Origin of the sequence: Peribacillus butanolivorans, from assembly GCF_001273755.1 — a bacterium.
GTDB lineage: Bacteria > Bacillota > Bacilli > Bacillales > DSM-1321 > Peribacillus > Peribacillus butanolivorans.
On the sequence record NZ_LGYA01000001.1, the window covers coordinates 3,670,496 to 3,684,995 of the forward strand.

The 14,500-nt window shown below is 41.0% G+C and carries 11 protein-coding genes and 1 other annotated feature; of the genes, 3 read left to right on the plus strand and 8 right to left on the minus strand.

What is annotated here, in order from left to right:
• Window positions 1-420: 420 nt before the first annotated feature.
• Entirely contained in the window at window positions 421-1,704 is a 1,284-nt protein-coding gene (locus AKG34_RS16945; protein ID WP_053347166.1) for a bifunctional folylpolyglutamate synthase/dihydrofolate synthase, read from the minus strand.
• 99 nt (window positions 1,705-1,803) lie between these two features.
• Here AKG34_RS16945 and AKG34_RS16950 point away from each other — a divergent pair, with 99 nt between their 5' ends.
• Together AKG34_RS16950 and AKG34_RS16955 are read left to right on the plus strand one after the other, a co-directional pair.
• The gene (locus AKG34_RS16950; RefSeq protein WP_083450825.1) at window positions 1,804-2,745 is read left to right on the plus strand and encodes an ATP-grasp domain-containing protein; all 942 of its coding nucleotides are present in this window, start codon (window positions 1,804-1,806) and stop codon (window positions 2,743-2,745) included.
• Window positions 2,714-3,568, plus strand: coding sequence for an ATP-grasp domain-containing protein (locus tag AKG34_RS16955; RefSeq protein ID WP_053347167.1), 855 nt, complete (start codon window positions 2,714-2,716; stop codon window positions 3,566-3,568). Before AKG34_RS16950 ends, AKG34_RS16955 begins: the two co-directional genes overlap by 32 nt.
• Before the next feature lie 81 nt (window positions 3,569-3,649).
• Here the strand turns inward: AKG34_RS16955 and AKG34_RS16960 are convergent, their stop codons facing one another.
• Window positions 3,650-6,301 (minus strand): valine--tRNA ligase, encoded by a 2,652-nt coding sequence (locus AKG34_RS16960; RefSeq protein WP_053347168.1) that lies wholly within the window; start codon window positions 6,299-6,301, stop codon window positions 3,650-3,652.
• Between the two features lie 45 nt (window positions 6,302-6,346).
• Window positions 6,347-6,576, minus strand: a binding site (T-box leader).
• A gap of 236 nt (window positions 6,577-6,812) precedes the next feature.
• On the opposite strand from AKG34_RS16960, the gene AKG34_RS16965 reads away from it, so the two are divergent.
• Complete coding sequence (locus tag AKG34_RS16965) at window positions 6,813-7,004, plus strand: YszA family small membrane protein (RefSeq protein ID WP_053347169.1); 192 nt, start codon at window positions 6,813-6,815, stop codon at window positions 7,002-7,004.
• Window positions 7,005-7,060: 56 nt separating this feature from the next.
• On the opposite strand, the gene ysxE is transcribed toward AKG34_RS16965, so the two are convergent.
• The 6 genes from ysxE to hemC form a co-directional block, all read right to left on the minus strand.
• Window positions 7,061-8,131, minus strand: coding sequence for a spore coat protein YsxE (ysxE, locus tag AKG34_RS16970; RefSeq protein WP_053347170.1), 1,071 nt, complete (start codon window positions 8,129-8,131; stop codon window positions 7,061-7,063).
• A 183-nt stretch (window positions 8,132-8,314) separates the two neighbouring features.
• Window positions 8,315-9,733, minus strand: coding sequence for a stage VI sporulation protein D (spoVID, locus tag AKG34_RS16975; protein WP_053347171.1), 1,419 nt, complete (start codon window positions 9,731-9,733; stop codon window positions 8,315-8,317).
• 718 nt (window positions 9,734-10,451) lie between these two features.
• The gene (gene hemL, locus AKG34_RS16980; RefSeq protein ID WP_053347172.1) at window positions 10,452-11,741 is read right to left on the minus strand and encodes a glutamate-1-semialdehyde 2,1-aminomutase; all 1,290 of its coding nucleotides are present in this window, start codon (window positions 11,739-11,741) and stop codon (window positions 10,452-10,454) included.
• A gap of 35 nt (window positions 11,742-11,776) precedes the next feature.
• On the minus strand, window positions 11,777-12,772 hold the full coding sequence (gene hemB / locus AKG34_RS16985) for a porphobilinogen synthase (RefSeq protein ID WP_053347173.1): 996 nt from the start codon (window positions 12,770-12,772) through the stop codon (window positions 11,777-11,779).
• Complete coding sequence (locus tag AKG34_RS16990) at window positions 12,769-13,566, minus strand: uroporphyrinogen-III synthase (protein WP_053347174.1); 798 nt, start codon at window positions 13,564-13,566, stop codon at window positions 12,769-12,771. Before AKG34_RS16990 ends, hemB begins: the two co-directional genes overlap by 4 nt.
• Window positions 13,566-14,498, minus strand: coding sequence for a hydroxymethylbilane synthase (gene hemC, locus AKG34_RS16995; RefSeq protein ID WP_053347175.1), 933 nt, complete (start codon window positions 14,496-14,498; stop codon window positions 13,566-13,568). Before hemC ends, AKG34_RS16990 begins: the two co-directional genes overlap by 1 nt.
• Between the last annotated feature and the right edge of the window lie 2 nt (window positions 14,499-14,500).

The window sequence follows — 14,500 nt, forward strand, 5'->3', positions numbered from 1 at the left end:
GATTGAATCCTTAGCATCAATTGTAAAAGTGCCTATATCAGAAATTCTAATTCCTTTTGCAGAACATTCTACTTTGTCATAATTACCAGGGTTCTTCATAATTAAACATTCCTCTCGTTCTTTAATTTGCCATCTCTACTTCTGCCTTCAGTAGATCTCCCTCCTAGTAACTAGTGTATTTCTCTTTAGATTGCCGAACTATTCTTTAGTCCTATAGAATCAATACTTAAACATATTTTAACAAAAATACAGGATAATAGGGAATTAATATATAGACTTTTATTAAAAGTAGTTTTCTTTTTTTAAGGCTCTGTTAAACGATAATGTTGATAGTTACCATAAATAAAAAGGACCCTGAACAGGTCCCTTTTGTGAAAATAACTCATTTTGTCATGAAACCCGTTATTGATTATAGATCTATCAAAATTCAGATATAAATTCCCTCACAAGTGAAAGGAAATAAAGGGAACCTGTAATGACAAGAATCTCTTTTTCCCCTGTTTTCTGTCTCCCTTTCCTTATCGCCGACTGCCAATCCTTATTTATGCTTTTATTTTCATGACTGCATTGTTTATAAAGTTTTTCCGCATCAGCCGCTCGTTCATGGTTGAATTCGGTAATGATGATTTCAATCGCTTCCTTTTCCAGCATATGCAGCATCTGTGAATAATCTTTATCCCGAAATGAACTGAAGATAAATCGGTACGTGTAATCTGGATAATGTGTCTTAAGTGTTTTTATCAGTACTTCGATGCCAGCAGGGTTATGCGCCCCATCAATGATTACCAACGGCTCGTCAAATATTTTTTCAAAACGGCCATTCCATTTCGCCTCCCCTATTCCCTTTCGAATGCTTTTTTCATCTATGCCTTCTATAACTAACATGACAGCAGCGACGGCTAGTGCTGCATTATCTATTTGATGACGACCTAACATCTGAAGGTCAATATTCCGGATAGACCTATTATCAAGTGAGATTGAGAAGCTTTGCCCATGTTTACTTTGCTTCACATCATTCACATAAAAGTCCCTTCCTAATTGATAATAGGGTACGTCTGCTGAAGCTGCTTTTTCTTCGATTACTTTTGCTGGCTCCTCGGCCGTGACTCCACTGATAATCGGTGCACCACTTTTAATGATGCCAGCTTTCTCTGATGCAATTTCCGCAAGGGTGTTTCCTAGAATATTCGTATGTTCCAAAGAAATAGAGGTAATGATCGAAAGAAGCGGCTGGATGACATTCGTTGTATCGAGCCTGCCTCCAAGTCCCGTTTCCATTAGAACTAGATCGACTTCTTTTTTGCTAAAATAAGAGAATGCCATCGCTGTTAGGATTTCAAATTGAGTGGGTCCGTTCCCCGCACTATCCATCTCTTGTACAATTGGCCAGAGTTCCTGGAAGGAAGCGACAAAGTCATTGTCACTGATTTCATCTGTATTTATCTTCAGTTGTTCATTCATGCGTATTAAATACGGCGATGTGAAGGAAGCGACCCGAATTCCTTCTGCCAGCAGGATTTCTTTTATATAATGCAAGGTAGATCCTTTCCCGTTTGAGCCTGCAATATGAATATACTTTAAACCTTTTTGGGGATTACCTAATTTAGTTAATAATGTTTCCATTCGTGATAGGCCAAAATTCATACCTAATTGAACCTGTCGTTGTTCGAAAAAATGATTGATTTCTTTCATGGTCTTTACCATTTATCAATAAGCCTCCTCTTTCTTTACACTGCTCTTATGCGTTAAAATTATTTTATCAATATATTAACGATTTACCTAGATGAAAGGTAGTGATTTACCGTGAAACCTTCTGCATTCCACTGTTGGATTGTCGTCAACGGCTATTTACAACATGATAAGTTTTCTAGTTTAGCTTTATTTATTAAAGAAGCAGCTGAAAGAAAAGAGATTTCGGCAACCCTTGTCCGTAATTCCGAACTTATTCCTGTAATTGAAAAAGGATTGCCTATGCTAAAAGGAAATTTTGAAAAGTTGCCTGATTTTGTCCTGTTCATGGATAAAGACATTCATTTGGCTAGCCATTTGGAATTGCTCGACATTCCCGTATATAACAGCAGCACAGCGATTGATATTTGCGATAGCAAAGCAAAAACACATCAAGCGTTAGCAGGGCATGGCATTCCGATGCCAAAAACCTTATTTCCTCCGTTTACGTATGAAGGAATTGAAAGAATAAATGTGGATGCTTTTAAAGATATCGGCCTTGAACTTGGATACCCGCTTATCATAAAGGAAGCATACGGCTCATTTGGTGAACAAGTGTATTTAATTCAATCAGAGGCTGAATTTTTGAAGACAGTCCATAAGCTTGGACACAAACCATTTATTATTCAAGAATTCATCGAGCACAGTAAGGGCCGTGATATTCGCGTGAATGTCGTCGGAGATCAAGTCATAGCTGCAATGCACCGCAAATCCGAGCATGACTTCCGAGCTAACATGACAGTTGGAGGCCATGCATTACCATACAGCCCCACCAAGAAAGAGGCTGATTTGGCCATCCAATGTGCGTCGATTCTCGGTGCAGACTTTGCTGGTGTCGATTTATTGTTCGGTGAAGATGGCCCGCTTCTATGCGAAGTGAATTCGAACTCGCATTTACTAAATATTTACGACTGTACTGGCATCAACATTGCTGATAGCATGTTTGATTATGTGTTGGACAAATTAGAAAAAGGAAGTATATCAGATGAACAAACAAACAGGTTGGTTGATTTATAACCGTGATGATGCCGAAAAAAACAGAGGATACATAGACTGGATGCTCGACGAAGCTAAAGGGCTTGACCTTGATTTACATTTTCACTTCCGAGAAGACATCAAAATTGGTCATCGTTTCAATGAGTTGTTCGTGGAACATAAGCAACATCCTATTGAATTGCCCGACTTTGCGATTATTCGGACCATCGATCCTTTTCTCACAAAACAGTTGGAGCAAGTGGGTATTACCTGCTTTAACTCCTCTTTCGTATCCGAAATGGCGAATGACAAAGCAAAAACGCATCAATATTTGACCTCAATCGGAATTCCGATGGCCGATACCGTGTATTGCCAAGGAAAGCCGAGTGCAGATGATATGGACTTCCCGTTCATCGCTAAAGAAGCCCATGGCCGCGGCGGGAAACAAGTATATTTGATTGAACACGCACATGATTTAGCCGAATTGTCAGAAGGAAATTGGATTGTCCAAAAGCCCTGTGTATTCGGCAAGGATATCCGCGTTTTTGTGATTGGTAAAAAAGTGGTGGCCGCTGTACTTCGAGAGTCCTCCTCCAGCTTCAAGGCAAATTATACGTTAGGTGGATCAGCTTCATTATATGAGCTGTCTGTAGGTGAAAAAGCGCTTGTTGAAAGAGTAATCGCAGCTTTTGAGTTTGGCATGGTCGGAATCGATTTTATTTTTGCCGAAGATGACAGCCTAATGCTCAATGAAATCGAGGATGTCGTGGGTAGCAGGACACTTAGTGCACTAAGTGACATTAATATTGTAAAAGAGTATCTTATTTTTATTAGAGATAGAATTTCCTCTCAATCGGACATTTAATCACGACTGATTGAAGATTAATATTTATTAAACACAAAAAAGGATGAACCAGCATAATAGGCCGGTTCATCCTTTTGCATTTTACAGCTGTTTCAATTCGTTGATTCTGTGGATCACAGAGTCACGTTTTTCGCTGTAGTCTTTTTCTTTGGCACGTTCTTCATCAATAACGCTTGCTGGCGCCTTTTTAACAAAGCCTTCGTTGCCTAATTTTTTCTGTACGCGTTCGACTTCTTTATTAAGTTTGTCGAGTTCTTTTTCAAGACGTTTCACTTCTTCGTCGATATTGATCAGTCCTGTAAGCGGAAGGATTAGTTCAACACCAGTTACAACTGCCGTCATTGCTTGAGCTGGTTCTTCGACTTCGATGCCGATCGTCAAGTGTTCAGGATTACAGAAACGCTCGATATAGCTGCTGTTTTTCTGTAATGTTGCTAAGATGGACTCGTCTTTCGCTTTTAAAATCAAATTGATTTTTTTGCTTAACGGTGTGTTCACCTCAGCACGAATGTTACGAACGGAGCGGATGATTTCAACAAGCAGCTTCATTTCCTCGGCTGCAGCTGAATCTGTCAATTCTTCGTTCACTTCCGGCCAAGCAGCAACAGTGATCGACTCACCTTCATGAGGAAGGTTTTGCCAGATTTCTTCGGTAATGAATGGCATGAAGGGATGCAACAATCTCATTGTGTTATCTAGCACGTAAGCTAAGATTGAACGAGTCGTTTTCTTCGCTGCTTCGTCTTCGCCATATAACGGAAGCTTCGCCATTTCAATATACCAGTCACAGAAATCATCCCAAATGAAGTTGTAAAGCACACGGCCGACTTCACCGAACTCATAACGGTCAGCGAGTCTTGTTACGTTTGAAATCGTTTCGTTCAAACGCGTTAAAATCCATTTATCGGCTACAGATTTTTCACCGCTTAAATCGATTTCGTCATACGTCATGCCATTCATGTTCATTAAAGCAAAACGGGATGCGTTCCAGATTTTGTTGGAGAAGTTCCAAACCGCTTCCACTTTTTCGGTGCTGTAACGAAGGTCCTGACCTGGTGAGCTGCCCGTTGATAAGAAGTAACGCAGGGAATCAGCACCGTATTGATCGATAACATCCATCGGATCGACTCCATTACCAAGCGATTTGCTCATCTTGCGTCCCTGTTCGTCACGAACAAGACCGTGAATCAGTACATCTTCAAATGGACGTTCGCCCGTGAACTCAAGTGCTTGGAAAATCATCCGTGAAACCCAGAAGAAAATGATATCATAGCCTGTCACAAGTGCGCCGGTTGGATAGTATCGTTTGAAATCAACGCTATCTTTGTCTGGCCAGCCCATAGTTGAGAACGGCCATAATGCAGAGCTGAACCACGTGTCCAAAACGTCTGTATCTTGTTCCCAGTTCTCAGCATCCGCAGGCTCTTCATGTCCTACATACACTTCGCCTGTTTCTTTATGATACCAAGCCGGAATACGGTGGCCCCACCAAAGCTGACGGGAAATACACCAGTCGCGAATATTTTCCATCCAGTGCAGATACGTTTTTTCGAATCGATCTGGAACGAAATGAACTTTTTCATCATCAGACCCTTTTTGAAGCTCAACTGATGCATCCGCAAGAGGTTGCATTTTAACGAACCATTGAGTCGAAAGATATGGTTCAACAACAGCACCGCTTCGCTCTGAGTGACCAACTGAGTGAAGGTGATCTTCTATTTTAAAGAGTACTCCTTCTTCCTGAAGGTCTTTGACGATTTGCTTACGGCACTCGAAGCGGTCCATACCTTCGTATTTACCGGCCTTTTCATTCATCGAACCGTCTTCATGCATGACAAGGATGCGCTCCAAATTGTGACGGTTCCCAATTTCAAAGTCATTCGGATCATGGGCAGGTGTAATTTTAACCGCACCAGAACCGAATTCCATATCCACATAATCATCACCGACAATCGGAATTTCCCGACCTGTAATGGGCAAGCGAACCATTTTACCGATTAAATGCTTATAACGGTCATCTTCAGGGTGTACAGCAACAGCAGTATCGCCAAGCATGGTTTCTGGGCGAGTTGTAGCTATTTCAATTTCACCTGATCCGTCAACTAATGGATATTTCATATGGTAAAATGCGCCTTGAACATCTTTGTAAATAACCTCGATATCAGATAACGCTGTTTTCGTTGATGGATCCCAGTTGATAATGTATTCGCCGCGATAAATCAAGCCTTTGTTATAAAGGGACACGAATACTTCGCGTACCGCTTTAGAAAGCCCATCATCAAGCGTGAAGCGCTCACGTGTGTAATCAAGACCAAGACCAAGCTTTGACCATTGTTCACGGATATGACTCGCATACTCCTCTTTCCATTTCCATGTTTCTTCTACAAACTTCTCACGGCCTAAGTCGTAACGGCTTACGCCTTCTGCACGAAGCTTTTGTTCTACTTTTGCTTGCGTAGCGATACCAGCATGGTCCATACCTGGCAACCATAAAACGTCATAGCCTTGCATCCGTTTCATGCGAGTTAATATGTCTTGAAGTGTTGTATCCCAAGCATGGCCTAGGTGCAGCTTACCTGTTACGTTCGGCGGTGGAATGACAATCGTATATGGCTCTTTCTTGTCATCACCTTTTGTTTCAAAAAACTTTCCATCAAGCCACCACTTATAGCGGCCTTTCTCTATCGTCTGCGGATCATATTTAGTCGGCATCGAAATTTGGTTCTCTTCCATAATCATTTCCTCCTTTTAAGGGCATAAAAAAAACTTCCATCATCACAAAAGGACGAAGGAAGTTGTTCGCGGTGCCACCTTTTTTCCGAAAAAGAAAAGAATCTTCTTCGGCTCTCAAATGGGATAACGGCTCTTCACCGGCCATCGCTACTAAATAACTTTCACGAAAACTGCTCGCGGACGACTTCTGATGCTGCTAACTTAGAAACCTCTCACCAACGGTTCCCTCTCTGAAAAGCGCATTTCATCTTACTATTTCCGGTCTTTGCATTCATTTATATTCATATGTAAAATCACTAAACGCATATAGTATATAGTACAAAAAAAATAGGGCTCCAGTCAATCATCTTTCGAGTACTTTCTTAAAGTATTCTCACTTTAGGCTATTAAATCTTGCCATTCAGTCTTTTTCTTTATTCTATCCTCTAAGATAAGTTCCTGTGACGGCTTTCTCACCTTTTCCACCTCATACCCATAGAATATAAGAAGTCCTACAAAGGAAGGTAATAATATGAAACGAAAATATTCCCCTTATACTTTACCGCCTTGGATGAAAAAATTCCGCGGTGTTTGCCAGCAGTTCATTATCCCTTTTATAGTATTCCAAGGGTTGCGGACGCTGATTTTCCCTACTTTCTTTGATATGCTTCTGCTAATCGTATTTATTTTCTTAGCTATGTCTTTATATTTCGAATGGATTTAATTATTCCCCTACAGAAAAAAAATATACATGACTGGAGGTAATCCAATCATGTATATTTAGCTTGGGGGTGATTGCTCTTCTTTAACAGCTTCAGTAGCCGCCTTTTTCTTCTGTTCAATCTCTTCGATTTTCATCACCATATATTCAATATTCTTCAGGAGCCAAAATTGCCGCTGCAGTTGGGTTACATTATCTAGTTCTGTTCTATGGCCTCTGCCGTCCGAATAATTCTTCACTATATCTAGAGCCGATCCCGGAAAAGCAAGATAGCTTTGCATCAGCAGCAATTCTTCTTCTTTTAACGGGAAATAACGGAGATAGTTATATAGCCAATCAACACAGTCATCACATTGGACAGGATAGGTCCTCGCCGATTTGACTAGGAATGGGAGTAAATCGAAATGAGGAGGTGCCGTATTCGAATTCTCGAAATTAATAAAGTAACCATATCCACGTTCATCATAAACAAAATGCTTTAATGAGACCTTTCCATGCGTGACAACAGTCCGGATTTTTTCACTTTCCTTTGTTTTTTCATACCACGTTTCAAACTTCTTAATCGAGTACCTCAGTGCCTGTGATATATCTGTGAAAAAGGAACAAACCGTCATTTCAAATGGAGACATATACCACTTCTTTTCACAGCTATCAATATACTCATCCATAAAATCCTTCTCGTTATTCCAGGCATCCAATGTTCTCTCATAATGAGATTCTCGTTCCTCAATATCCACATCTATTTCTTTTACAGACAACGTATGCATCCGGGCAAGCTCCCTGAACATTTGCTTATGGCTTTCATCGCGCTCTCCGTTTCTCTCGTTATTCAACCAGGGCATCAGGTAATACAAACGACCATTATGAAGAACCGCATAACGTTGATCCATCGTTTGATAAATGGGAACAATTCGGTTATACCCGCGATGATACAGTTTTTGAACATTTTTGATAAAATCAATGCCGTTGTGCGGTAAAATGGACTTCAAGGCAAATGTACCGCGATCACTATAGACTTTTTTCACTCGTCCGAAATCCTCTATATATTGTACATATAGGGCATATTCTTTCAAAACTTCTCCTGTGTCCCTATCCCAATTATTAGTCTGCTGATTCTCGTTTTCCCTCACGAGACTCACTCACTTTCTCTAAAAAAACTCGCCAATTGGATTCCTATAGCCACCAAAGGCGTAGTCACATTCAATCTTAATTTCTTAGATTGTCTTTCATATTTACCAAAGTTTATTAAATTACAACTCAATTACTATAGTAAAAAACAGGAGCAGTGCCATCTGCTCTGCTCTCTGCCGTACTTAATTTTTATAAGCAATCGCCTTCGGTATATAAATGACTTGCCCTTCATGAACGTTCTGATTCGACTCCAATTCATTGCTGAAGAGTATAGATTGAACAGTAACATCATAGCGCTGTGCCAAATCATCCAACGTTTCCCCTTGCTGAACAATGCAAACCTTCATCCTGACCAGTTCTTCCTCTTGTTTTCGTCCGAATAAATCCATAATGGATAAATGCTTATCCGCGTGCTCTGTCGTCTCTTTATCATCACGTTCCGAGGCTTGTTTTCTGCCTTTATAATTTTTAACTTCTTTGGCTGGTTGCTCTGGATTTTCTTTTCTTTTAAACAAATCCCTTATAGACGATTGGTGTTCCTCTTCGTTTGCTACTTTCACATGCTCATTGAGGATAGGGCCTGCTTCATTAACAGCTTTTTCCTGCCGATCGACTTCCTCGGATCCAAATGGCGATACAGGATTCTTACTAACTGGGACATTTTGTTGATTACTTACATAAACCGATTCTTCTTCTTTCTTAATCTCCGAGTTCTCTACGGCTTTCACCAGTCTGCTAACTTCTGCCTCTAGATTCTCATCTTGAATGGGAGACTCCGGAATCTTATCAACTGGATGACTATGGCGATCAATTAGGTAAATCACTTCTTCTTCCTCTTCGGCTTCTTCCCTGTTTACTTCTTCCCACTGCTCCTCTTCTGGATACGGTGAAACAGGAATTTCAAAAACTGGAGCATTATGCTGTTCACTTAAATAGATAGGCTCCTCATCATCTTCTTCCTCAGTTTCAGACACTCGTTTTGCCTCGGCAGAAAATGGCGTGTATAACTCTTCTTCCTGCTCATCACGAAACACCGGTTGAAAATCTGGGATTGGCGGGACCCCAGCCGCATATGGAATGTATGACTCATTTTCTTCGTCTGTTTCTTCTTGTTCATCGGTTTCTGTTTCCACGACCTCCAGTTCCGTATCGGTACGTTCTTCCACATATGAATCATTATAGATTCCGGTTATCAACAAATCCGCCTGCAATTTTAAACAGTTATGCTCAGGTAGAGCATAATCAAAACTTTGAATCGAGACATCAATTTCATCTAATGAGGCAATCCGATTATTCGGAATCGTTATATCAACCGGAAAACGGTGTGTGAACTCATTGAGTCCATCGAGATTCCTCTCAACCTTTTGAACGGATCTTGGCAAAAAGGTCTGTGAAAACTCTTCTTGTTCACCATTTTGCGAGTCCTTGTATTCACCGCATAAATCTAACGAGCCTCGTATAAAAACATATTGATCACTTTCTTGAATCGTCACATTTGGATCGAGGGAAATGGAATATAGCTCAGCCACTTCCTGTCCCTTCTGGAACCAAACGGATTCCTCTAAAGAAAATCGTAAATACGATTCATTTTCTTGCGACAAGACAACTCCTCCTTTCAACTTCAGTAAACGGTACCTATACCAATAACAATCTATGAAGAAAGGCTGTTGATTATTCCTTAATATCATCGGAAACCATCTTGCCCTTAAGCCCTTCAACCACTTTTATTCGGCCTTCTACCATTTAATTCGGCCTTCAACCATTTATTTCGGCCTTCAACCATTTAATTCGGCCTTCATCCACTTTTATTCGGCCGTTAACCATTTATTTCGGCCTTCTACCATTTATTCGGCCTTCAACCATTTAATTCGTCCTTCAACCACTTTTATTCGGCCTTTAACCATTTATTTCGGCCTTCAACCATTTAATTCGGCCTTGATCCACTTTTATTCGGCCGTTAACCACTTTTATTCGGCCTTCTACCATTTAATTCGGCCTTCATCCACTTTTATTCGGCCTTCAACCACTTAATTCGGCCTTCAACCAATTTTATTCGTCCTTCAACCATTTATTTCGGCCTTCATACATTTATTCGACCTTCAACCATTTATTTCGACCTTCATCCACTTTTATTCGGCCTTCAACCATTTAATTCGTCCTTCTTCCACTTTCGGCCTACAAACTTTTTTTGGGCCTTCTGCCACTTATTGATTGAAATTCTATAAAAAAACAGGCTACCTTTCTCCAAAAGTTTTTGGATAATGGTAGCCTGTTTTATGTGTTTCAATTAGCTAGGTAGTTCAGGAAGTCCTTTTTAGACTATTTTTTTAATTTTGCAAAAGCCTGTTCAGTTGCTGCAATGGTCTTTTCGATATCTTCATCACTATGTGCTGTAGATAGGAATAAACCTTCGAACTGGGACGGCGGCAAGTAGATACCTTGGTTAGCCATTTCCCTATAATAGGAAGCAAAGAACTCTAAATCAGAAGTTTTTGCTGTATCATAATTAACTACATCTTCATTCGTAAAGAAAAGTCCGATCATTGAACCAGCACGGTTAAATGTATGAGGAACACCATATTTTTTAGCAGCTTCTCCAATGCCTTTTTCGAGCATGTCACTTTTACGGGTAAACTCTTCATAAGACTCTGGAGTCAATTGGCTCAGCGTTTCAAGTCCGGCTGTCATGGCAAGCGGGTTTCCAGATAATGTTCCTGCTTGATAGATTGTTCCACTCGGTGCAATTTGTTCCATGATTTTACGTTTACCTCCGAAAGCTCCGACCGGTAAACCTCCGCCAATAACTTTACCAAGACAAGTCAGGTCCGGCTCAATGCCAAAATAGCCTTGTGCACAATTATAACCGACTCGGAAACCTGTCATCACTTCATCAAAAATCAATAGAGCCCCGTATTGGGTCGTCAAGTCGCGCAGGCCTTCCAAGAAACCAGGTTGTGGTGGCACGACACCCATGTTCCCCGCAACAGGCTCCACGATGATACAGGCGATGTCTTCGCCAAATTGCTCAAACGCATATTTTGTTGCTGCAAGATCATTATATGGCACAGTAATTGTATTTTTTGCGATGCCTTCTGGTACACCTGGGCTATCTGGTAGACCTAACGTTGCAACGCCAGATCCGGCCTTAATTAACAAGGAATCACCATGTCCATGATAAGAACCTTCAAACTTCAGGATTTTATCACGGCCAGTATATCCTCGCGCTAATCTTAAAGCACTCATAGTCGCTTCCGTTCCTGAAGAGACCATACGAATCATCTCAATCGAAGGAACCCGTTCAATGACAAGCTTAGCCAATTCATTTTCAATCACGGTAGAGGTTCCGAAGCTTGTACCTGATTCCGCTACCTTTTTCAGTGATTCAACGACACGATCATTCGTGTGACCCAGGATAAGCGGTCCCCAGGAAAGAACGTAGTCTATATATTCATTGCCATCGATATCATACATTTTCGAGCCTTTGCCACGCTCCATGAAAATGGGGTCCATGTCCACAGATTTAAAGGCACGGACCGGGCTGTTCACGCCGCCCGGCATCAAATTTTTTGCTTCAGCAAACGCTTTTTTCGATTTTTCAAATGACCGCATGATTCAGTCCCCTTTTCTCTATCAGGTTATATTTTTTATCTTTTATTATCTTCGTCAATCCAGCGTGCTACCTCTTTTGAAAAATACGTAATGATTAGGTCCGATCCTGCACGTTTTAAGCCTGTCAGCATTTCCATAACAATTGCTTTTTCATCAATCCAGCCATTATTGGCCGCAGCTTTTACCATGGAATATTCTCCGCTCACATTGTATGAAACAACAGGAAGATTAAAGTTATTTTTTACATCTCTGATGATGTCCATATAAGAAAGGGCTGGTTTCACGATTAAGAAATCCGCACCTTCAGCAACATCTGATTCCGCTTCACGGAACGCTTCAAGACGATTCGCTGGATCCATTTGGTACGTCTTCCTGTCACCAAATTGTGGCGCGCCATTCGCAGCTTCACGGAATGGGCCGTAAAAGGCTGAAGCGTATTTTACAGCATAGGACATGATAGGGATATCTTCATAACCCGCTTCATCCAAACCTGCACGAATGGCCGCAACAAATCCGTCCATCATGTTAGAAGGTGCAATGATATCAGCGCCCGCTTCGGCCTGGCTAATAGCCGTTTTAGCAAGAAGGTTAAGAGAAGCGTCGTTTAAAATCTTGTCTCCCTCAACGACTCCACAATGGCCATGGCTTGTATACTCACAAAGACAAGTATCAGCAATGACAATGATTTCCGGGTATTGTTTTTTGATAAGACGGGTCGCCTCTTGTACAAGACCGTTATGATGAAAAGCACCTGTGCCATGTTCGTCTTTATCATGATCAAAAGGGACACCAAATAAAATGACTGATTTAATGCCTAGACTCACGACTTCATCCATTTCTGCTCCCAGATTATCCATAGAAAGCTGATAAATACCGGGCATCGAGCTAATTTCATTTTTTACGTTTTCTCCGTCAATGACGAAAATCGGATAGATTAAATCCTCTTTATGCAATTGTGTTTCACGGACTAGAGCTCGCATGCCAGCACTTGCACGCAGGCGACGGTGGCGATTGAATGGAATGTCTTTCATTTTAAAGTTCCTCCCCTATTATTCTTTTTTACAATAAATCGTATTAATTCCTCAACCATTGCTTCTGTTGTATAAACATCTGGACACACATCGACAGTTAAACCATGTTTAGAAGCCGTTTTAGCAGCAATTGGCCCGATGCAAGCAATGATAATGCTTTCTATGTATGTACCCAATTTATTGCGGTCTATAATCTGTAAGAAGTGCTCTACCGTTGAAGAGCTTGTAAAGGTTATGATATCAATTTTCCGACTAACTATCAGTTGAACAAGTTTTCGTTCACTCTCATCAGGAAGTACGGTATGATAAACAATCACTTCATCACAGGATGCACCAGCTTTATTAATCTCATCCGCAATGACCGCGCGCGCGAGATTTCCTTTTGCCAGCAAAACACGGGATCCGGGTTGAAGTAGTGAAATGAACTCCGAAACAAAACCTTCAGCAACAAACTGAGATGGAATAAAATCCGCTACATATCCATGGCACTTCAGTGCTTCTTCTGTTTTTGAACCGATAACTGCTATTTTTGGAAGCCTAACAGGCTTTTTTCCGAGAAGTGCAAAGAGGAATTCAACCCCATTTTGACTAGTTAAAATAATCCAGTCGTAGCTATCTAATTCATCTAACCGCTGCTGCACTTCTTCCGGACGATCAGGAAGAGTGAACTCAAGCAAAGGAACGAGAAGCGGAGTTCCACCATTTTTTTCAACCGAAGCTTTTAAGCCATCAGCCTGTCTTTTCCCTCTGGTGATTAACACCTGATAATCTTTGAGAGGTTGAAAGGGCTTCATTACTGATCAAGCTCCTCTTTTACACGATCGATTAACTCTTTACCGCCAAATTCACTAATAAGTTTAGCAGCATTATGTCCAACTGCTTCTGGGTCAGACCCTTCAACCATTTCTTTATAAATCAATTTACCATCCGGAGAAGCGACCAATGCAGTTAATGAAATATCTCCATTGTCTTTTGCTACCGCGAAGCCGGCAATCGGCACCTGACAGCCACCTTCCATTTTATCTAAAAAGGCACGTTCTGCTTCAACTGTTCTTTTCGTTTTTTCACAGGTGAATTTCGCAAGCTCAGCCAGTAAATCTTGATCGTCAGCACGGCATTCAATAGAAAGGGCTCCTTGGCCAACTGCTGGTATACAAATATCTTCATCTAAAAATTCTGTTACGACGTCCTGCTTCCATCCCATTCTTGAAAGTCCGGCAGCAGCTAAAATAATAGCATCGTAATCTTCAGTTTTCAGCTTATTCAGGCGGGTATCGATATTACCGCGAATCCACTTAATTTCAAGGTCTGGTCTTCTTGCTAGGATTTGAGCACCACGGCGTAAACTGCTTGTCCCAATGATAGAACCTGGCTTCAGTTCAGAAAGAGTTTCATGGTTTTTTGAAATCAAGGCATCTCGGTGGTCTTCTCTCGGTGGAATGCAGCCAATCGTCAAGCCTTCTGGAAGTACCGCCGGCATATCTTTCATACTATGTACAGCCATATCGATTTCTTTATCAAGCATAGCTTGTTCGATTTCTTTTACAAATAAGCCTTTGCCTCCTACTTTAGAAAGCGTTACATCAAGGATTTGATCCCCTTTTGTGACAATTTCCTTCACCTCGAACTCGTATGGAACACCAAGCTCTTTAAGTTGATTAATAACCCAGTTCGTTTGGGTAATCGCTAATTTACTACGTCTAGAACCGACAATAATTTTTCTCATAA